We start from the raw sequence: 20,765 nt of genomic DNA on the forward strand, positions 1-20,765 counted from the left end.
ATCAGGCTGGTGCCAATACGGGCGACCGTATCGGCACCAGATGGTCCAGAAACAGCGAAGCGCAAGCCTGCCAGGAGAATTGCTCGGCGAATCTCCGGCACGCGCGCCGGTCGATCGCCAGTGCACCGAGTGCGGCCTTGTGCAAATCGTCGTCGAGCACGCCGACCGGCTCGGCTGCAGCGCCGATGACATCGCGCGGTCCGGCAACCGGGAAGGCCGCGACTGGCGTTCCGGCGGCGAGCGCCTCCAGCAGAACCAGGCCGAACGTATCGGTCCGGCTCGGGAACACGAACGCATCCGCGCTCGCGAAGATCGCGGCGAGTTCGGCGCCGTGCAGCGCGCCGAGGAAGCGGGTGCGCGGCCCCGAATGGCGCCGTTCCAGCCGAGCGCGCTCCGGGCCGCCGCCGACCACCAGCCTGGTTCCCGGCAGGTCGAGATCGAGAAACGCGGTCAGATTCTTCTCCACCGCCAGCCGGCCGACCGAGAGGAAAATCGGCCGCTCATAGGGCAGGGGCCCGGCGCGGCCGGGGTGGAACAGCGCCGCATCGACGCCGCGCGACCACAGGCGCGTATTGCCAAATCCGCGGGCTTGCAGTTCGGCGGCGAGCGAGCGCGTCGCCACCATGGTGCCGGAACCCTGGCCGTGAAACCGCCGCAGCCAAGCATAGGCGAGGCGCCGCGGCAGCGCGATCCGCGCCGCCAGATAATCGGGGAACCTTGTGTGATAGGCGGTGGTGAACTGCCATCCCGCCCGCCGCGCCAGCCGCGCCGCGGCAATGCCGAGCGGCCCTTCGGTCGCGATATGCAACGCATCCGGCGCGAACTCCGCGACCAGGGCGGCAAGCCGCCTGCGCGGGCACAAAGCCAGGCGGATTTCCGGGTAGCTCGGGCAGGGCAGGGTGCGGAACCGATCCGGCCCGATCACCATCACTGTCTGGCCCAGCGCCTCCAGCTGTTCCGCCAGCATCGACAGGGTGCGGACCACGCCGTTGACCTGCTTGTGCCAGGCATCGGTGACGATGAGGATGCGTGCGGGGTCAGGCAGGTGCCGCATCCAATGCGTCCCGCTCCGCCCCGGCCTTGCGCGGCGCCAGGAACGACAGCCGGTTGCGCGCCGCCCAGTCGATCAGTTCGAGCCGCCCGTCCCAATGCTCGACCAGGGCGGTGCAGCTCTCCACCCAGTCGCCATCGTTGACGTACAGAACCTCCCCGACCATGCGCATCTCGGCATGATGGATGTGGCCGCACACCACCCCGTCGAACCCGCGCTGGGCGGCATCGGCGGCGAGCGCGGTCTCGAAACGGTCGATCGCCTTCACCGCTTCCTTGACCCGCCGCTTGAGATAGGCGGAAAGCGACCAGTAAGGGTAGCCGAACCGCGCGCGGGCGATGTTGAAATACCGGTTGAGCACCAGCGCCGCCGTGTAGGCCCAGTCGCCGAGCAAGGCCAGAATCTTCGCGTAGCGCACCACGGAGTCGAACTGATCGCCGTGGATCACCAGAAGCCGCTTGCCGGCGGCGGTGACGTGCTCGGCTTCGGCGGCGAAGCGGATGCCCGCCATCTCCAGCCCGAGCGGCAGATAGCGCCGCACGATTTCATCATGGTTGCCCGGCACGTAGGTGATCGCCGCGCCGTTGCGGGCGTGGCGCAGGATCAAGGCAAGCACCTCGTCGTGGTGCCGGTCCCAGTACCAACCGCGCCGGAGCCGCCAGCCATCGATGATGTCGCCCACCAGAAAGATGTGCTCGGCCGCGTTCCGGCGCAGGAAATCCGCGAGAAAATCGGCACGGCAGCCGCGCATGCCGAGATGGGTGTCGGAGATGAACACGCTGCGATAGCGCGTTATGGCGGCCGGAGCTGTCATGACGCGTCCGATACGCGATCGTTTCGTGCCGCGCCTAATGAAACTCTGATGACAGGATCTGGCGTTTTACAAATTCATGACGCTCTGTGCCGGGTTACCCGGCTCCGACCTGCCTCAGCCAGTCCTGGAGATTGTAGTAGTTGGTGACCCGCGCGATCCGCCCGTCGCTTATGTCGAAGAACGCGCCGGCCGGCAGAACGTAGCGCTGGCCGCGCGCCTCGGGCAGGCCGGGATCGGTTTTCAGATATTCGCCATGCACCACGAACTCAGCGGCGGCGCGCGTGCCGTCCGCGCCCGGCATCACCACGATATCGGTCAGCCGCTCGCGATAGGAGATGTTCATGTGATCGAGGAAGGCGGCGAATTTGTCGCGCCCGGTCTCCCGCGCGCCCTGGTTGATGTCGTGGATCACGTCATCGGTCAGCAGGTCGAGCATCGCCCGCGGCTGCCCCGCATTGAACGCGGCGTAATAGGATTCGATCAGGTTTTTGGCGTTGGTCGGCATCGTTTTCCCCGTAGGCTCATAAGCCCTCACAGTTCCGCGATTCGCCGCGCGATTCAAGAGTGCCGCGAAAAATCGCGCGGCACTTCCAACGGCCTTGCCCGGAATGCCTTGCTGTGCCTACCCTATAGGTCAATGGAGGAGCGAAACCATGAACCAGTCCGAAAACCGCCAGTTCCGCCTCGCCCGCCGCCCGGCGGGCATGGTCAAGCGCGAGGATTTCGAGTTCCGCACCGATAGGCCGCGTCCGCCGGAATCCGGCGAAATCATGGTCGGGGTCGAATATCTCTCGCTCGACCCGGCGATGCGTGGCTGGATGAACGAGGGCAAATCCTACATCCCGCCGGTCAGGCTCGGTGAGGTGATGCGCGCCCTTGGTCTCGGCACCGTCATCGAGAGTAAGGCTCCGGGCTTCGCGCCGGGCGATACGGTAAGCGGCCAGCTCGGTGTCCAGAGCGTCGCGACCGTTGCCGCGAAGGACTGCTTCAAGGTCGATCCCAGCCTCGCGCCCAAGCCGCTGTTCCTCTCCGCCCTCGGCATGACCGGCATGACCGCCTATTTCGGTCTGCTCGCCGTCGGCGAGCCGAAACCCGGCGAAACCGTGGTGGTCTCGGGCGCTGCCGGCGCGGTCGGCGCGCTGGTCGGCCAGATCGCCAGGATCAAGGGTTGCCGGGCGGTCGGCATCGCCGGCGGGGCGGCAAAATGCCGCTATCTGGTGGACGAACTCGGCTTCGACACCGCGATCGACTACAAATCCGAGGCCGTGCCGGCCAAGCTGCGCGAGCATTGCCCCAAGGGCATCGACGTGTATTTCGACAATGTCGGCGGCCAGATCCTCGACGACTGCCTGGCTCAGATCAATCTGCGCGCCCGCGTGGTGATTTGCGGCGCGATCTCGCAATACAACAACACGACGCCGGTCAAAGGTCCCGCCAACTACCTCTCGCTCCTGGTCAACCGCGCGCGGATGCAGGGCATGATCGTTTTCGACTATGCCGATCGCTACGCCGAGGCCGCCCGCGACATCGCCGGCTGGATGCGGGAGGGAAAGCTCAGGAGCCGGGAAGACATCGCCGATGGGATCGAGACGTTCCCCGAAACCCTGCTCAAGCTGTTCACCGGCGAGAATTTCGGTAAGCTGATCTTGAAAGTCTGACAGCAGACCGGCGGTGGGCGCGCCATTGCGCCGCCGCCACCGGTATGTCACCATGATTAAACTATAATGAACACGCAGCCATGATCGTGCTGCCGGGGAGCCAACGCCTTGAAAGGGGAGTGCGTCGATCCGCGCATGAATGACCGTTCCGAATTTGCCCGATGAGCGATTACGTTCTTGAAGCGCAAGGCCTGTCCAAGGGATTTCGCGGCTTTATGGCCGTCCAGGGCGTCGATCTGAATGTCGAAAACGGCAGCATCCATGCCCTGATCGGCCCGAACGGCGCTGGCAAGACCACCTGCTTCAACCTGCTGACCAAATTCCTCCAGCCGAGCGCCGGCCGTATCGCATTCGAAGGCCAGGATATCACGCAATTGTCACCCGCCGGTGTCGCACGGCGCGGCATGGTGCGCAGCTTCCAGATTTCGGCGGTATTCGGCCACATGACGGCGCTGGAGAATGTCCGCATCGCGCTCGCGCGGGCGCGTGGCGGCAATTTCGATTTCTGGCGCGGCGAGCGCGTGCTGATTCGCTTCAACGATCGCGCACTGGCACTCCTGGACGATGTCGGTCTGTCGGACAGTGCGGGTGTGCCGGCCGTAGCTTTGTCCTATGGCCGCAAACGCGCGCTTGAAATTGCCACCACGCTCGCACTGGAACCGCGCCTGATGCTGCTCGACGAACCCACCGCCGGCATGACCGAAGCCGATGTCGGGCGCATCGTCGCGCTGATCCGCAAGATCCGCGCCGGGCGCACCATCCTGATGGTGGAGCATAATTTGTCGGTCGTTTCCGGCCTGTCGGACCGGATCACCGTGCTCGCACGCGGCCGCGTGCTCGCCGAGGGCGATTATGCCAGCGTGTCCGCCAACGAAGCCGTCGTCACCGCCTATCTCGGCACGGACCATCAGGATGTCTGACGCGTCGATGCTGAATGTCCGGGGCCTCAACGCCTGGTATGACGAAAGCCACGTGCTGCACGGCATGGATTTCGAGGTGCGCGAGGGCGAATGCGTCACCTTGCTCGGCCGCAACGGCGCCGGCAAATCGACCACGCTGAAAGCGATCATGGGGCTGGTGCCGAAACGCGCCGGCAGCGTGATGTTTCGCGGCAGGGAACTGATCGCGGCCCGGCCCGATGTCGCGGGGCGCGCGGGCATCGGGTTCTGCCCGGAAGATCGTGGTATTTTCGCCGGGCTTTCGGTCGAGGAAAACCTGATGCTGCCCCCGGTGGTGGCACCCGGCGGGATGAGTGTCGCCGACATCCACACGTTGTTTCCCAATCTCGCGGAACGGGCAAAGAGTGCGGGGACCAAACTCTCGGGCGGCGAACAGCAGATGCTGGCGATCGCACGAATCCTGCGCACCGGCGCCAAACTTTTGCTCCTTGATGAACCCACCGAGGGGCTCGCCCCGGTGATCGTTCAGCAGATCGGCCGGATGATCGGCGAGATCAAACGTCGCGGCTTCACCGTGCTTCTGGTCGAGCAGAATTTCCACTTCGCATCCCGTATGGCCGACCGGCATTATCTGGTCGAACACGGCCAGGTGGTGGACATGATTCCGAATCACGAACTGCCCACCCGTGCCGACTCCTTGCACCGTCGGCTCGGCATATGATGACCAGAACCGGAGGACAGACCATGAAACTGACAAGACGAACCCTGCTCGGCACTGCCGCCACGGGTGCCGCCGCCGCTTCCTTTCCGCTCACCCGTGCCCGCGCCGCCGGAAAATCGCTGAAAATCGCGGTGATCAGCGATTTCTCCGGCCCGTATCGCGACGATGGCGGCCCCACCTCGGTCGCCTGCGTCAAACAGGCGGTCGCCGATTTCGGCGCCAAGCAGAAAGGCTACGACGTCACCGTTCTGAAGGGCGATCATCAGAACAAGCCGGATGTCGGCGTCGGGCTGGCCCGCCAGTTCTACGATCAGGGCGTCGATCTGGTGATCGACGTGCCGAACACCGCCGTCGCCCTCGCGATCCAGGGTGTCGCGCACGATAAGAACCGCGCCTTCATCGATTCGGGAGCCGCCGGATCTTCGCTGACCGGAAAATTCTGCAATGCGCAGTCGATCCACTGGACCTACGATACCTACATGCTCGCCCAGTCGACCGGCGGTGCGATGGTGAAAGCCGGTGGCAAGACCTGGTTCTTCATCACCGCCAATTACGCCTTCGGCCATTTGCTGCACGATCAGACCGCAGCGGTAGTCAAGCAGCATGGCGGCAAGGTGCTCGGCAACGTCAATTACCCATTCCCGCAGACCACCGATTTCTCGTCTTTCCTGATCCAGGCGCAATCGTCCGGCGCCCAGGTGCTCGGCCTCGCCAATGCCGGCGCGGATACGGTGAACTCTGTCAAACAGGCGCATCAGTTCGGCCTGAACAAGAAAATGAAAATCGCCGGCCTGCTCGTCTTCCTGAACGACGTTCACGGCATGGGGCTGGAGATCGCGCAGGATCTGATCCTGACCGAAAGTTTCTACTGGAACCTGAACGACCGCACCCGCGCCTTCACCAAGCGCGTGCTGCCGCGCACGCCGAACAACTACCCCTCGATGGGTCAGGCCGGCTGTTATTCGGGCACGCTGCACTTCCTGAAGACCGTGCATGAAATGAACAACATGAAAGCGGCGGCGAACGGCGCGGAACTGGTCGCCGCGATGAAGAAGATGCCGACCGACGACGATGCGTTCGGCAAGGCCTATATCCGCGCGGACGGTCGCTTCATGTGCGATGCGTTCCTGTTCCGGGTGAAAAAGCCGGGCGAGAGCAAGATCCCCTGGGATTATTACACCCTGCTCGAAACCACGCCGGCCGCCAAGGCGTTCATGCCGATGGCGATCGAAGGCTGCCCGCTGGTCAAGGCGTAAGGCTTCGCCCGCCATGATGATGATCTTTGGCAAGCCGGCGCCATTGCTGTTCGGGCAATTGCTGCTCGGCATCATCAACGGCTCGTTCTACGCGATGCTGTCGCTTGGGCTGGCGATCATTTTCGGCCTGCTGCGGGTGATCAACTTCGCCCATGGCGCGCTGTTCATGGTGGGCGCCTTCGTCACCTGGGGTTTGCTGCACTATCTCGGCATCGACTACTGGGTGGCGCTGTTCGCGGCGCCACTCATCGTCGGTGCCTTCGGCCTTCTGCTCGAACGCGGGTTGATCCGGTTCACCTACAAGCTCGATATTCTCTACGGACTTCTGCTCACCTTCGGTCTGGCCCTGGTGCTCGAAGGATTGTTCACCAACGGGTTCGGCAGTTCAGGGGTCAGCTATAACGGGCCGGACATTCTCTCGGGCACGCTTGATCTCGGCTTCATGTTCCTGCCGGTCTATCGCGGTTTCGTCATCGTCGCGGCGGCGCTGGTCTGTTTCGCCGTCTGGTTCACCATCGAGCGAACCCGGCTCGGCGCGCTGCTGCGCGCGGCGACGGAAAACCCGTCTCTGGTGCAGGCTTTCGGCGTCAATGTGCCGCGTCTGGTCGCGCTCACTTTCGCGGGTGGCGTGGCGCTCGCCGGTTTCGCCGGCGTGCTGGCCGCACCACTCTACTCGGTCAATCCCAACATGGGCAGCGATCTGATTAACACGGTGTTTGCCGTGGTCGTGATCGGCGGGATGGGCTCGATCGGCGGTGCCATCCTCACCGGCTTCGGCCTCGGTGTCATTCAAGGATTTACCGAGGTTTTCTATCCGCCGGCATCCTCCGTCGTAGTGTTCGCGGTGATGGCGATCGTGCTGCTGGCCCGGCCGGCCGGCCTGTTCGGAAAGGCGGCGTGATGCTGGGCTTCACCCGCGCGCAATCGGCCGGATTCGTGCTGATGGTCGCGATTCTGCTCGCTGCACCCTTCGTCGCCTATCCGATCTTCCTGATGCAGGTGATGTGCTACGCGCTGTTCGCGATGGGTGCCAATCTGCTGATGGGCTATATCGGCCTGCTGTCGCTCGGGCAGGCGGCGTTTTTCGGCATGGGCGGCTATGTCGGCGGCTACGCGGTGCAGAGCCTGCATCTCACCCCCGAACTCGGCGTCGTTCTCGGCGGGCTCACCGGGGCGGCCATCGGCGTCGTGTTCGGCTGGCTCGCGATCCGCCGGCAGACCATTTATTTCGCGATGATCACGCTGGCGCTGGCGCAATTCGTCAATTTCTTCGCCGTGCAGGATACGGGCTTCACCGGCGGCGAGAACGGCATGCAGAACATCCCGCGCGGCAAGCTTTTCGGCATGGTCGCCCTGGGGCCGGACTTGCATCTCTATGCGTTCACGCTGGTGATTTTCCTGGCCGGCTTCCTGTTCGCGCACCGGGTCATCCATTCGCCGTTCGGCCAGGTGGTCAAGGCGATCCGCGAGAACGAGAGCCGGGCGATTTCGCTCGGCTACAAGGTCGATCAGTATAAATGGATCATTTTCATCATCGCCGCCTTCCTGGCCGGCATCGCCGGCGCGTTGAACGCCCTGGTCACCAAGATCGTGACCTTGACCGATGTCGGCAACGTGACCTCGGCGATCGTGGTGCTGATGGTTCTGGTGGGCGGCATCGGCACGGTGTTCGGGCCGCTGATCGGCGCGGCGATCGTCATCGCCATGCAATACTACCTCGCGAGTTTCAGCGATTGGGTTACGGTGATCCAAGGCGTGATCTTCATCGCCTGCGTCCTGCTGTTCCGCCGTGGCGTCGTGGGCGAATTCGCGGCCAAGCTCAAACTCTCGCTATGAACGCCCCATGGCATTGACCGGCCAGCTCCAGGAGTTCGACGCCACGGCGCTCGCCGCACTGGTCGCGAAAGGTGATGTCTCCGCTGGAGAACTTCTCGAAGCCGCATTGGCGCGCATCGACGCCGCCGAACCGCGGCTGAACGCCGTCGCGGTCGATATGCGGGATAAAGCGCACAAGCAGGCCGCGGGCAAGCTCACCGGACCGTTCGCCGGCGTGCCGTTCCTGCTCAAGGATATTCTGCAGGATTATGCGGGCTCGCGCATGACCCTGGGCGCCGTCGCGCTCAGGGACAATATCGCCACGCGCAACGCGGCCTATGTCGATCGCTGTCTCGCCGCCGGCCTCGTCATCATCGGTTCGACCGCGACACCCGAGCTCGGCCTGAAGGCGACGACCGAAACGATCCTGCATGGCGCGACCCGCAATCCATGGGGCTTGGATCGCACGCCCGGCGGCTCGTCCGGCGGCTCGGCGGCGGCGGTCGCGGCGCGCATTCTGCCGATGGCCGGCGCCTCCGATGGCGGCGGTTCGATCCGCATTCCCGCCGCCTATTGCGGGTTGTTCGGTCTGAAACCGTCGCGCGGCCGGATCTCGGAAGGTCCGGCGAACGGCGAGGGGTGGGAAGGTGCGGTGTGCAGCCATGTGCTCACCCGCAGCGTTCGCGATTCGGCGGCGATGCTCGATGTGCTCGCCGGCCCCGAACCGGGCGATCCGTTCGTGATCCCGCCGCCCGCGCGTCCGTATGCGCAGGAAGTCGGCGCCGATCCCGGCCGGCTGCGCATCGGGTTTTCGACCCGTTCGCCGATCGGCGGCGCGGTCGCGCCGGAGATGACCGACGCCGTCGCCAAAGCCGCGACGCTTCTCGAATCCCTTGGCCACCATGTCGAGGAAGCCGAACCGGACATCGATGGCGGGTTGCTGTCGCGCTGCTATATGGGGCTCTATTTCGGCCATGTCGCCGCGCTGGTCGATGACATCAAGCGCCGGAAGAAAATCCCTGAATCGTCCTTCCACCCCGACACGCGAGCCCTGGCGCTGCTCGGCCGGGCGATGTCGGCGGGGGCCTATGTCGAACTGCAAAGCCATTGGAACGGCTTCGCCCGCGCGCTCGGCGCGTTTCACGCCAGCTACGATCTGTTCCTCACTCCGGTGACGGCGATGGGGCCCGCAAGAATCGGCGAGCTGGAAACGCCGGAACTGCTGCAGACGTTGTCGAAACTCACCACCGCCCTGCATGCCGGCAAGCTGCTCCTGAAATCCGGCATCGTCGATCAGCTCGCCTACAAGAACCTGGAACGCACGCCGTTCACCCAACTCGCCAACCTCACCTTCGTCCCGGCAATGTCGGTGCCGCTGCACTGGGGCGAGGATGGAATGCCGGTCGGCGTTCAGTTCACCGCACGGTTCGGCGAGGAGCACACGCTGCTGCGCCTCGCCGCCCAGCTTGAGCAAGTATCGCCCTGGGCGAACCGGAAGCCGAATTTGAAATAATCGTGATATCGCAACGGACTTGCGGTATCCGGCAATCCTGGCCGGCGCCTTGAACACAGTGCCGGTGCGGCCCACATCCCGGTCAAGCACGCTCCGGGACGAGCGCCCCGTCCGGCTTGACCATGAGGGGGCGATGGTTCAATCGTCCCGAAATCCGTTGCGATACGAAAACCTGCCGTCCGAGGTTGCGTGAGGATGATGCCGCATGGATGACAAATTCGTCACGACACTCGCTACAGGCGTCGATGCCGGCCTGTCGGACGAATTGAATGCCTCGCGGCCGCGCGCGGCTCCGTCGTCGATTTATCATCTGCATCCGGGTCTCGCCGGTGGGACGGCCGCATGGAGCGATTGCGCAAATCATGCGGCGGCGCTCGGCTTCGAGGCGATCCTGCTCGCACCGCCCTTCGCGTCCGGGATGTCCGATCGCCCCTTTCACGCGCGCGATTTTGACGTTCTGCATCATGATAGCGGCGGGTCCAGTGCCGATCCGGCACTTGCGGGTTTCGCCGCATTGCTCCGCACGCTCGATATGGCGCTTCTGCTCGATATCGCGATCGACAAGATCGACCGCGATGCAGTCCTCGTGGCCGAACACCCCGACTGGTTCGTCGCGTCTGATGACGGGCTGGATTTCCGGTTCATTTCCGAGGCCGATACGCCGGTCGATTGGTGGGATGCGCGCATCGCCGCATGGCAGAAGCTGGGCATCGCGGGATTCCGGTGCGAGGCGGCACATCGGGTTCCGGCATCTGTCTGGAAACGGCTGATCGGCGCGGCAAAAACCCGCGACGCCGCCACCATTTTCATCGCAACGACATTCGGCGCAACCGCGCGGGCGATTCGCAAACTCTCTGGCTGTGGCTTCGATTTTGCCGCATCATCCGCGTGCTGGTGGGATTTTCGCGCCGGCTGGCTCGCCGATGATGTCGATCGGATCGGCAACGTCGGCAAGATAATCGCTTTCGCGGCACCGCCTTTCGAGCATTCCGGCGAATTTCCGGTGCCAACCGAAACCGCGGCGCGGCGCGCGCTCGAACTTGCAAGCTTTCTCGGCGATTCCTGGATCATGCCGATGAATTTCGCATCCGGCATGGCCATGCCCGCATCGCGTCTGACGGCGGCGATCACCACGATCAATGCGCGCCGCCGGCATTATCGCGGGCTGTTCGAGCATCCAGCCCGGATCGTCTCGCCGCCCTCATCCGACGTCGTTGTCCTCGCACGTGGAACCGCCCATAGCACTTCTAACATTTTTCTCCTCAACGCGTCGCTGGAGCAACAGGTCGCGATCCCGTTTCGCCAGCTTCGGATTTGGCTCGGCGAAGCGATCGGCGCATTCGAATCCGTCGGCGATATGTGCGGGCGACCGAACCAAAATGACACATCCATCACGCTTGCCGCCGGTGGGGCATCGATGCTTCGTGCCAATCATTCCGCGCCGATCGTCATCCCGCCACGCTCTCGCCCGACGGCGGAAAACGCGGTAGCCGCCCCGCGAATCGCGATCGAAGCCGTCACACCAGCAGTCGAAAATGGCCGCTTCGCGACGAAGCGTCTGGTCGGCGATCACGTCACGGTCGAGGCCGATTTGATCTGCGACGGTCACGGCGTGCTCGCGGCCGACCTACTCTGGCGCGGCGTCGACGAAGCGGAATGGTGGCGTACTCCGATGACCCTGCTGAGCAACGATCGCTGGTTCGCCGGCTTTCAGCTCGAACGCCTCGGGCGATATCTGTTCACGATCGAAGTCTGGGTCGATCGCTTTGGCGGCTTCGTCGAGGAAATCACCAAAAAACACGCGGCGTCCGTTCCGATCGATCTTGAACTGACCGAAGGAATCGGTTTCGTCGAATCGACGGCGCATCGCGCGTCAGCCAGATATGCCGATGATTTTGCCAGGCTTCTCACTAATTTTCGTGACGATAACCCGGCTCGTCGCCGCCAGTTGCTGACCGATCCAGCAACGATCGCGCTGATGCGCGAATGCGAGGAACGGTGCTTCCTGAGCCGACTGGCAACACCGTTCCAAATCGATGCCGAGCGGAAGGCAGCGGGTTTTGCAAGTTGGTATGAAATTTTCCCGCGCAGCCAGAGCGGCGATCCATCCCGCCACGGCACGTTCGATGATGTCATCGCGCAATTGCCGCGCATCCGCGCCATGGGTTTCGACGTGCTGTATTTTCCGCCGATTCACCCGATCGGCCGCAAGAACCGCAAGGGCCGCAACAACGCACTGACCGCAACCCCGGCCGATCCCGGCAGCCCCTATGCCATCGGCGCCGAGGAGGGCGGTTACGACGCGATCCATCCCGAACTTGGCACATTCGATGATTTTCAAAAACTCTTGGCGGCGGCGGCGGAACATGGCCTTGAAATCGCGCTCGATTTCGCGATCCAGTGCGCACCGGACCACCCCTGGCTGCGCGAACATCCCGAATGGTTTGACTGGCGGCCCGATGGCTCGATCAAATATGCGGAAAATCCGCCGAAAAAATACGAAGACATCGTCAATGTCGATTTCTACACCGAAGGCGCGATGCCGTCGCTATGGGTCGCGCTGCGCGATGTGGTCGTTTTTTGGGTCGATCAGGGCATCCGCATCTTTCGGGTTGATAACCCGCATACCAAGCCGTTGCCGTTCTGGGAGTGGCTGATCGGCGACATTCGCGCCCATCACCCGGACGTGATTTTCCTCGCGGAAGCATTCACAAGGCCAAAATTGATGTACCGATTGGCGAAACTCGGTTTTTCGCAATCCTATACCTACTTTACCTGGCGCAATACCGCACAGGAGTTGAAGGCGTATCTGATCGAGCTGACCGAAACGGCGCCACACGGTTTCTTTCGTCCGCATTTCTTCGTCAACACGCCGGACATCAATCCGGTGTTTCTGCAAACATCCGGCCGCCCCGGCTTTCTGATCCGCGCAGCCCTGGCTGCCACACTTTCGGGCCTGTGGGGCGTCTATAACGGGTTCGAGCTGTGCGAATCGCAAGCCCTGCCCGGCCGCGAGGAATATCTCAATTCGGAAAAATATCAGATCCGGGCATGGGATCACGACAGGGAGGGCAATATCATCGAAGAAATCACGGCACTCAACCGCATCCGCCGCCACAATCCGGCCTTGCACAGCCATCTCGGTCTCACCTTCCTGCCGGCCTCCAACGATCAGGTGCTTTATTTCGAAAAATCGAATGTGGATCGTTCCAATGTCATTCTTGTCGCGATCGGGTTCGATCCGTTCAACCGTCAGGATGCGACGATCGAACTTCCGCTTTGGCGATTCGGACTCCAGGATGACGCTTTTTTGCAGGCCGAGGATCTGGTGCGCGGCGTGTCGTTCGCCTGGCAAGGCAAGCACCAGATGGTCAGCCTCGATCCGCGGGAAATTCCCTATTGCATCTGGCGGGTATGCCCATGAAACGCCCGATGAAATCGGCTGCGAGTCCCCCGAATGACGATCCGCTGTGGTATAAGGACGCGGTGATCTACCAAGTTCATGTCAAGTCTTTTTTCGACAAGAACAATGACGGTGTGGGCGATTTTATCGGACTTATGGAGAAATTGGACTACATCGCGGAGCTTGGAGTCACGGCGATCTGGCTTCTGCCATTCTACCCATCGCCCAGGCGGGACGACGGCTACGACATCAGCTCCTACCGCGCAGTCCACGAAGAATATGGCACGCTCGCCGATCTACGTCGTCTTATCGACGCGGCGCATCAGCGCGGCATTCGCGTGATTACCGAACTGGTCATCAACCACACTTCGGACCAGCACCCGTGGTTTCAGCGTGCCCGCGCGGCAAAACCGGGCTCGGCCGCACGCAATTACTATGTCTGGTCCGACAACGACCAGAAATACGATGGCACGCGCATCATTTTCATCGACACCGAGAAATCGAATTGGACATGGGATGCGGTGGCCGGCGCCTACTACTGGCATCGTTTCTACAGCCATCAACCCGATCTCAATTTCGACAATCCGCGGGTTCTCCATGATGTCCTGGCGATCATGCGGTTCTGGCTCGACCTTGGCGTCGACGGCTTACGGCTCGACGCCGTGCCCTATCTCGTCGAACGGGAAGGCACGAATAACGAAAACCTTCCCGAGACCCATGCGATCCTCAAGCAAATCCGCGAAGCAATGGATCGGCACTCGCCGGGGCGGATGCTGCTTGCCGAAGCGAATCAATGGCCGGAAGACGCCCAGCAATATTTCGGCAATGGCGATGAATGCCATATGGCGTTTCACTTTCCGCTGATGCCGCGCATGTATATGGCGATCGCCCAGGAAGATCGTTTCCCGATTTCCGACATCATGCGCCAGACGCCGGCAATCCCGGAATCCTGTCAATGGGCGGTGTTTTTGCGCAATCACGATGAACTTACGCTTGAAATGGTCACCGATTCCGAGCGCGACTATCTCTGGGAAACCTATGCCGGAGACCGGCGCGCGAGGCTCAATCTCGGAATTCGCCGCCGGCTTGCGCCCTTGCTCGAACACGATCGGCGGCGCATCGAACTGATGAACGGCTTGTTGCTCTCGATGCCCGGAACCCCGGTAATCTACTATGGCGATGAAATCGGCATGGGCGATAACATCCATCTTGGCGATCGTGATGGCGTGCGCACCCCGATGCAATGGTCGCCCGACCGCAATGGCGGATTCTCTCGCGTGAATCCGGCGCAACTTGTCCTGCCGCCGATCATGGACCCGATCTATGGTTATCAGTCGGTCAATGTCGAGGCGCAGGCTGCCGACTCGCATTCGCTGCTGAACTGGATGCGGCGGATGCTGGCCATGCGCAGCCGCCATCGCGCCTTCGGCCGCGGCACGCTTCGGTTTCTCTATCCCGGCAATCGCAAAATCCTTGCCTATATCCGCGAGTTCGCCGAGTCCGACGATGAAGACGAGGTTATTCTCTGCGTCTACAATCTCTCGCGCACCGCGCAGGCGGTCGAGCTCGATCTCAGCGCCCTGGCGGGGCGCGCTCCGGTCGATCTCCTCGGCGGATCGCCATTTCCGCCGGTGGGCGAACTGCCATACATGCTTACTTTGCCGCCTTATGCCTTCTACTGGTTCAGCCTTGCCAGCGAAGGCACGATGCCGAGTTGGCGTATCCAGCCGTCAGAATCATTGCCCGAATTCGCCACACTCGTGATGCGCAACGGCTTGTCGGATGTGCTAAATACCGAAGCGCGTCGCGTGCTGGAAACCGAGAGTCTGCCGAATTACCTGGCGCGGCGCCGCTGGTTTGCGGGAAAAGATCGCCAGATCAAGGCGGCAACGCTGGGGCGTGCGGATATCGTCGGCAGCGAAGAGACCGGCCTTCTCCTTGCGGAAGTGAATGTCGAAGCAGGGGAAACACAAGAAACATATCAGGTGCCGCTTTCCGTTAACTGGGATGACGAGACGACAAATCCCTTGGTGCAGCAACTGGCGCTGGCACGAATCCGGCGGCATCGCCGGGTCGGTTACCTCACCGATGCTTTTGCGCTGGATACGCTGCCACACAACATCATTGCCAACCTTCGCGACAGCACGCGCATCGAGCTCAAAGACGGCGAAATCCGGTTTTTGCCGACAACTCAAATCGACGATCTTCCACTGACCGATGATGCGGAAATCCGGCGCTTCTCGGCCGAACAATCGAACAGCTCGATGATCGTTGGCGATGCCGCGATCATCAAGGTTCTGCGCCGAATCGAGAGCGGCCTTCACCCCGAAACCGAAATGAGCCGCTTTTTGACCGAGGCCGGATACGCCAACACACCTGCATTGCTTGGCGAAGTCATCCGCTCGAATGCCGACGGACAGAACAATACGTTGATCGTCGTGCAGCGCTTCGTTCGCAATCAAGGCGATGCCTGGCAATGGACTTTGGATTCGCTGGGCCGTGCGGTCGATACCGCAATCCACGCGAAGCTCGACGAAGCAGGGGAGGCGGACGCACTCGCGAGCTATCTGCCTTTCGCTGCGACAATGGGTCGACGTTTGGCTGAAATGCACGCAATTCTTGCAACACCAACCGAATCGCCCGACTTTAATCCACTAAATGCCACAGAAGGCGACGCCAAAGAATGGGTAAATACCGCGCACAATCAACTCGGAGCTGCCTTTGCTGCTCTGGCGCGCGCGCGCGATCATGTCGAGGACGCGGTTGCAGAGGAAATCGATGCACTGATCGCCGCGCGAGGCATGCTTGAAGCAGCTTTACCTGGATTGGGCGAGGCCGGGATTGGAACCCTGAAAACGCGCATTCATGGGGATTTTCACCTTGGTCAGATCCTTGCGGCTCAGGGCGATGCCTATCTCATCGACTTCGAGGGCGAACCGGCGAAACCGCTTGCGCTGCGCCGGGCCAAGGCATCTCCGTTGCGTGACGTTGCGGGATTGTTGCGCTCGTTCGATTACGCCGCAGCTTCGGTTGAGCGCGCGACCTTTGCTTCGACTGATCGTGTTCGGGAGCGCCGACAGTCAATCCTGACCCGCTTTGTCGTCGCGTCAAGCGCAAGCTTCACCGACGCCTATCGGAGCGTGGCTGCCGAAGCGGTTCATCCATGGGTTGCCGAGGGCACGTGGGATCGGTTGCTATCGTTGTTTCTGATCGAAAAAGCCGCATACGAAATCTGCTACGAAACAGCAAATCGCCCCTCGTGGCTTGATATTCCCCTTGGCGGACTGATCCATCTCTGCGCCACGATTGCCGAAGGAGAGTTCGATGCCGGCATTTGACAGCGCCGCGCTGGATGCGCTTGCCGCCGGTCGGTATGGCGATCCTTTTGCAATCCTTGGCCCGCACGAAGCTAGTGGTCACGTCGTAGTGCGGACAATCCAGCCGGGAGCACGCGGCGTCGATCTGCTCACATCCTCCGGCGAAAAGCCAATTACAATGCGGTGTATTCATGAAGCAGGAATTTTCGAAGGCGAACTAACACGGAATGATACCTATCGCCTGCGGGTCGATTGGGGCGGTTCGGTGCAGATTTTCGATGATTCCTATCGATTTCCGCCTTTGCTCGGCGATCTCGATCTGCATCTGCTGGGCGAGGGGCGGCAGTTGAAACTCGCCGATTGTCTTGGCGCGGTCTTCATGCGGATTGATGGCGTCGCTGGCGTGCGCTTCGCGATCTGGGCACCGAATGCGTGTCGTGTTTCGGTGATCGGCGACTTCAACGCCTGGGACGGCCGGCGCCACTCGATGCGGTTGCGCCACGGCGCTGGCGTCTGGGAGCTGTTCATTCCAGGCTTGGCAATCGGCAGTCTATACAAATTCGAGATCCTGACACGCGATGGTGCGATCCTGCTGAAAGCCGACCCGATCGCACGGCAATTTGAAGGGCCGCCTGCCACAGCCGCCATCGTCGGCGATAACGCGCCATTTTCCTGGACCGACGACTTGTGGATGCAGCGGCGCAATGCCCATTCCGACGCACCGTTGTCGATCTACGAAGTTCATGTGGCATCCTGGCGTCGCCATGACGATGGGCGCCCGTTCCTCTGGCGCGAACTTGCCGACACGCTGATCCCCTACGTTACCGATCTTGGTTTCACCCATATCGAATTTATGCCGATAATGGCACACCCTTTCGGCGGTTCCTGGGGTTATCAACCCTTGTCACAATTCGCCCCAATGCCGATTCTCGGCACGCCTGACGAATTCGCTTTTTTCGTCGATCGTTGCCACGTGGCTGGGCTTGGCGTCATTCTCGATTGGGTTCCCGCGCATTTCCCGACCGACGCCTATGGTTTGATTCGATTCGACGGCACGGCCCTCTACGAACATGAAGACCCACGCGAGGGATTTCATCAGGACTGGAATACGTTGATCTATAATTTTGGCCGCAACGAAGTTCGCAACTTCCTGATCGCGAGCGCTCTGTTTTGGCTCGATCGCTATCACGTTGACGGCATCAGGGTCGATGCCGTCGCGTCGATGCTTTATCGCGACTATTCGCGCGCCGAAGGGCAATGGATTCCAAACCGTTTCGGCGGCCGGGAAAATCTCGAAGCGATCGACTTTCTTCTCGAATTATCAGACGCGATCACCGAATACGCGCCAGGATCAATGCTGATCGCCGAGGAATCGACAGCGTGGCCCGGCGTCAGCGCTCCGGTAGACAAAGGCGGCCTCGGCTTCACCCATAAATGGAACATGGGATGGATGCACGATACCCTGCGATATATCGCGCAGGACCCGATCAACCGCCGCTATCATCACGACGACATGACTTTCGGACTGATCTATGCGTTTTCAGAACGGTTTATTTTACCGATCTCGCATGACGAAGTCGTCTACGGAAAATCGTCGTTGCTCGGAAAAATGCCCGGCGACAACTGGCAGCGCTTCGCCAATCTACGCGCCTATCTCTCTTTCATGTGGACCCAGCCGGGCAAGAAACTTCTATTCATGGGTCAGGAGTTCGGCCAAGCCAACGAATGGAATCATGACCTCCAGCTTGCCTGGCCAGAGGCTGAGGCACCGCATCATGGGGGGGTGCGCCATCTCGTTCGCGATTTGAACCGCGTCTATTGTGCGGAACCTGCATTGTCCTGCACCGATTTCGACCCATCGGGGTTTCGCTGGCTTATCGGCGACGATCGCAACCAAAGCGTATTCGCATGGCTGCGCCAAACTGGCAATTCGGAAGAGACGATCCTGGTCGTTGCCAATTTCACACCCGTCCCGCGCCACGCCTATCGTGTTGGCGTGCCGTCTCCGGGTCATTGGGTGGAGGTGCTGAACAGCGATGCCGCGACTTACGGCGGCTCCGATCTCGGCAATCTTGGCGGGGCCAACGCAGAAACCGTTGCAAGCCACGGCATGGCGGCCTCGCTTTCTCTGACATTACCACCGCTCGGCGTGCTTATTCTGCGCAAGGATCGCTGATGGCAATCATGCCCCCAAGACTCCTGCCCGGTCAACCCGATCCTCTGGGAGCGACATGGGATGGACTGGGAATCAATTTTGCCGTGTTCTCGGCCAATGCGGATCGTATCGAATTGTGCATTTTCGATCGCGGCGGCCGGCGTGAAATCGCCCGATACGATCTGCCGGATTGCACCGACGAGGTGTTTCACGGCTATCTGCCCGATGCTCTGCCGGGGCTGATCTACGGCTACCGCGCTCATGGGCCGTATCAACCGGAACGAGGACACCGTTTCAATCCCAACAAGTTGCTGCTGGACCCTTATGCTAGGGCATTATTCGGACAGCTTCATTGGTCGGATACTCTGTTCGGCTACAGGGTGGGGGCCGCTCGCGTCGATCTTTCTTTCGACCGGCGCGATAGCGCGCTCGCCATGCCGAAATCGATCGTCGTCGGTGACTCGGCGGCTTGGGGCGATCATCGCCGTCCCAATCGCGGCTGGAGTGAGACCGTTATCTACGAAGCGCATCTTCGCGGTTTCACCAAGCTGAACGAAGACATTCCAGAGCGACGTCGCGGCACTTTCGCAGCATTGCAGGAACCGCGTGTGATCGATCATTTGCGCGCACTGGGAATCACCGCAATCGAATTTCTGCCAATCCAAGCCTATCTGCAAGACCGCTTCCTGATCGAACGGAAACTGTGCAACTACTGGGGTTATTCCACTCTTGGGTTTTTTGCGCCGGAACCCACCTATCTGGCCGATGCAGAACAAGGCGGCAATGAGGTTCGTACCGCAGTGCGCCGACTGCACGAAGCCGGCATCGAGATTATTCTCGACGTGGTTTACAACCACACCTGCGAGGGCAACGAAATGGGACCGACGCTGTCCTGGCGCGGTCTTGACAATGCCAGCTACTATCGCCTGTTTCCCGGCCACGAGCGACATTTCATCAACGACACGGGTTGCGGTAACACGCTTAACATCACCCACCCGCGCGTCTTGCAAATGGTGATGGATAGTTTGCGGTACTGGGCAACAGCCTACCAAGTCGACGGATTCCGCTTCGACCTCGGCACGATTCTAGGGCGCGAAACAGGCGGCTTCGATCCAGGCGCAGGGTTTTTCGACGCAATCCGACAGGACCCATTGCTCTCGCGTCTCAAGCTGATTTCCGAACCGTGGGATATCGGACCGGGTGGCTATCAACTCGGCAATCATCCGCCCGGATTCGCTGAATGGAACGGTGAGTTTCGTGATGGTGTGCGCCGCTTCTGGCGTGGCGATGCTGGCCAGCGCCCCGAAATCGCACGCCGCCTGATGGGTTCACCCGAGCTTTTCGATCGCCGCCGCCGCAAGCCATTCGCTTCGATCAACTTCCTCACCGCACATGATGGTTTCACCCTGCATGATCTGGTTAGCTATGCGGAAACGCATAATTTCGAAAATGGCGAAAACAACCAGGACGGCCATAGCGACAATATCTCCGCCAATTGGGGCATCGAAGGAGAAACTGACAATCCCGAGATCAATGCGATCCGCGACCGGTTCAAGCGCGCGCTTCTAGCAACCCTGTTTGTCTCCTACGGCACCCCGATGCTGCTTGGCGGCGATGAAATGAACCGCACCCAACGCGGCAATAATAATGCATATTGTCAAAATAACGGTATCTCCTGGTTTGACTGGTCGGTGCTGAAGGATGGCAGCGCCGTGGAACTGGCTCGCCTCGTCGGCACGCTTACGGCACTGCGGCAACGTTATCCAAGCCTGCGCAGCGCGGTGTTCCGTCATGGTCTGGAGACGATCACCCCCGGAATCATGGATACCGCCTGGTTCGATGAACAGGCAAATGAACTTACCAGTGAAACATGGACCGATCCTGCGGCGCGCCTGCTCGCATTACGCCGTGCAACGAAGGAATCTGAGTGCCCCGATGTTACGCTTCTGTTATTGAACGCATCCGAAGAGGATCGCAACTTTATTTTGCCGGAACCTGTCCTGAACTGGACGTTGGAAGCCGATACGGCAAATCCAAAGATCGAACGAAGCCGTTTCGGCAGTAACGAGATTATGGTCGTCTCGCGTTCCATGGTCGTACTCGGTGCGATAATCGAAGAGAACACATAATTATGCCTACGGCACAGCACGCCAGAAAACAAGG

General features: G+C 61.2%; 14 protein-coding genes. 11 read left to right on the forward strand and 3 right to left on the reverse strand.

Translation table 11 applies throughout. The features are described from left to right. Position 1: 1 nt before the first annotated feature. The 3 genes from L2A60_RS05570 to L2A60_RS05580 all read right to left on the reverse strand — a co-directional run bounded on the left by L2A60_RS05570 (position 2) and on the right by L2A60_RS05580 (position 2,370). Entirely contained in the window at positions 2-1,054 is a 1,053-nt protein-coding gene (locus L2A60_RS05570; protein WP_235703379.1) for a glycosyltransferase family 4 protein, read from the reverse strand. Beyond that, positions 1,038-1,865 carry a UDP-2,3-diacylglucosamine diphosphatase gene (locus L2A60_RS05575; protein WP_235703380.1) on the reverse strand — a complete coding sequence of 276 codons (828 nt, stop codon included), beginning with the start codon at positions 1,863-1,865 and terminating at the stop codon, positions 1,038-1,040. Before L2A60_RS05575 ends, L2A60_RS05570 begins: the two co-directional genes overlap by 17 nt. Before the next feature lie 94 nt (positions 1,866-1,959). Beyond that, the gene (locus tag L2A60_RS05580) at positions 1,960-2,370 is read right to left on the reverse strand and encodes a ketosteroid isomerase-related protein (protein ID WP_235703381.1); all 411 of its coding nucleotides are present in this window, start codon (positions 2,368-2,370) and stop codon (positions 1,960-1,962) included. A gap of 148 nt (positions 2,371-2,518) precedes the next feature. Between L2A60_RS05580 and L2A60_RS05585 the strand changes: the two genes are divergently transcribed. The 11 genes from L2A60_RS05585 to glgX all read left to right on the forward strand — a co-directional run bounded on the left by L2A60_RS05585 (position 2,519) and on the right by glgX (position 20,731). Next, positions 2,519-3,523 (forward strand): NADP-dependent oxidoreductase, encoded by a 1,005-nt coding sequence (locus L2A60_RS05585; RefSeq protein WP_235703382.1) that lies wholly within the window; start codon positions 2,519-2,521, stop codon positions 3,521-3,523. Between the two features lie 161 nt (positions 3,524-3,684). Beyond that, positions 3,685-4,443, forward strand: a complete 759-nt coding sequence (locus tag L2A60_RS05590) for an ABC transporter ATP-binding protein (RefSeq protein WP_235703383.1) — start codon at positions 3,685-3,687, stop codon at positions 4,441-4,443. Positions 4,444-4,450: 7 nt separating this feature from the next. Continuing rightward, positions 4,451-5,143 carry an ABC transporter ATP-binding protein gene (locus tag L2A60_RS05595; protein WP_407932523.1) on the forward strand — a complete coding sequence of 231 codons (693 nt, stop codon included), beginning with the start codon at positions 4,451-4,453 and terminating at the stop codon, positions 5,141-5,143. Positions 5,144-5,166: 23 nt separating this feature from the next. Next, positions 5,167-6,399, forward strand: coding sequence for an ABC transporter substrate-binding protein (locus tag L2A60_RS05600; RefSeq protein WP_235703385.1), 1,233 nt, complete (start codon positions 5,167-5,169; stop codon positions 6,397-6,399). 13 nt (positions 6,400-6,412) lie between these two features. After that, complete coding sequence (locus L2A60_RS05605; RefSeq protein WP_235703386.1) at positions 6,413-7,300, forward strand: branched-chain amino acid ABC transporter permease; 888 nt, start codon at positions 6,413-6,415, stop codon at positions 7,298-7,300. Further along, a complete protein-coding gene (locus L2A60_RS05610; RefSeq protein WP_235703387.1) occupies positions 7,300-8,235 on the forward strand; it encodes a branched-chain amino acid ABC transporter permease in 936 nt (311 codons plus the stop codon). Before L2A60_RS05605 ends, L2A60_RS05610 begins: the two co-directional genes overlap by 1 nt. 7 nt (positions 8,236-8,242) lie before the next feature. After that, the gene (locus L2A60_RS05615; protein WP_235703388.1) at positions 8,243-9,727 is read left to right on the forward strand and encodes an amidase; all 1,485 of its coding nucleotides are present in this window, start codon (positions 8,243-8,245) and stop codon (positions 9,725-9,727) included. A gap of 205 nt (positions 9,728-9,932) precedes the next feature. Beyond that, the gene (locus L2A60_RS05620; protein WP_235703389.1) at positions 9,933-13,151 is read left to right on the forward strand and encodes a maltotransferase domain-containing protein; all 3,219 of its coding nucleotides are present in this window, start codon (positions 9,933-9,935) and stop codon (positions 13,149-13,151) included. Then, complete coding sequence (gene treS / locus L2A60_RS05625; RefSeq protein WP_235703390.1) at positions 13,142-16,468, forward strand: maltose alpha-D-glucosyltransferase; 3,327 nt, start codon at positions 13,142-13,144, stop codon at positions 16,466-16,468. Before L2A60_RS05620 ends, treS begins: the two co-directional genes overlap by 10 nt. Continuing rightward, positions 16,455-18,623 (forward strand): 1,4-alpha-glucan branching protein GlgB, encoded by a 2,169-nt coding sequence (gene glgB / locus L2A60_RS05630; protein WP_235703391.1) that lies wholly within the window; start codon positions 16,455-16,457, stop codon positions 18,621-18,623. Before treS ends, glgB begins: the two co-directional genes overlap by 14 nt. Then, the gene (gene glgX, locus L2A60_RS05635; protein WP_235703392.1) at positions 18,623-20,731 is read left to right on the forward strand and encodes a glycogen debranching protein GlgX; all 2,109 of its coding nucleotides are present in this window, start codon (positions 18,623-18,625) and stop codon (positions 20,729-20,731) included. The genes glgB and glgX overlap by 1 nt, the downstream gene beginning before the upstream one ends. The last annotated feature ends 34 nt before the right edge of the window (positions 20,732-20,765 follow it).

Source organism: Acidiphilium iwatense, from assembly GCF_021556475.1.
In the GTDB taxonomy this organism is placed as follows: Bacteria; Pseudomonadota; Alphaproteobacteria; order Acetobacterales; family Acetobacteraceae; genus Acidiphilium; species Acidiphilium iwatense.

Bases quoted from the DNA above. Each gene is read 5' to 3' on its own strand.
- L2A60_RS05585 (WP_235703382.1), top strand. From the start codon at position 2,519: ATGAACCAGTCCGAAAACCGCCAGTTCCGCCTCGCCCGCCGCCCGGCG.
- L2A60_RS05620 (WP_235703389.1), top strand. From the start codon at position 9,933: ATGGATGACAAATTCGTCACGACACTCGCTACAGGCGTCGATGCCGGC.
- L2A60_RS05615 (WP_235703388.1), top strand. From the start codon at position 8,243: ATGGCATTGACCGGCCAGCTCCAGGAGTTCGACGCCACGGCGCTCGCC.
- treS (WP_235703390.1), top strand. From the start codon at position 13,142: ATGCCCATGAAACGCCCGATGAAATCGGCTGCGAGTCCCCCGAATGAC.
- L2A60_RS05600 (WP_235703385.1), top strand. From the start codon at position 5,167: ATGAAACTGACAAGACGAACCCTGCTCGGCACTGCCGCCACGGGTGCC.
- L2A60_RS05595 (WP_407932523.1), top strand. From the start codon at position 4,451: ATGCTGAATGTCCGGGGCCTCAACGCCTGGTATGACGAAAGCCACGTG.
- L2A60_RS05575 (WP_235703380.1), bottom strand. From the start codon at position 1,865: ATGACAGCTCCGGCCGCCATAACGCGCTATCGCAGCGTGTTCATCTCC.
- L2A60_RS05570 (WP_235703379.1), bottom strand. From the start codon at position 1,054: ATGCGGCACCTGCCTGACCCCGCACGCATCCTCATCGTCACCGATGCC.
- L2A60_RS05605 (WP_235703386.1), top strand. From the start codon at position 6,413: ATGATGATGATCTTTGGCAAGCCGGCGCCATTGCTGTTCGGGCAATTG.
- glgX (WP_235703392.1), top strand. From the start codon at position 18,623: ATGGCAATCATGCCCCCAAGACTCCTGCCCGGTCAACCCGATCCTCTG.
- L2A60_RS05590 (WP_235703383.1), top strand. From the start codon at position 3,685: ATGAGCGATTACGTTCTTGAAGCGCAAGGCCTGTCCAAGGGATTTCGC.
- glgB (WP_235703391.1), top strand. From the start codon at position 16,455: ATGCCGGCATTTGACAGCGCCGCGCTGGATGCGCTTGCCGCCGGTCGG.
- L2A60_RS05580 (WP_235703381.1), bottom strand. From the start codon at position 2,370: ATGCCGACCAACGCCAAAAACCTGATCGAATCCTATTACGCCGCGTTC.
- L2A60_RS05610 (WP_235703387.1), top strand. From the start codon at position 7,300: ATGCTGGGCTTCACCCGCGCGCAATCGGCCGGATTCGTGCTGATGGTC.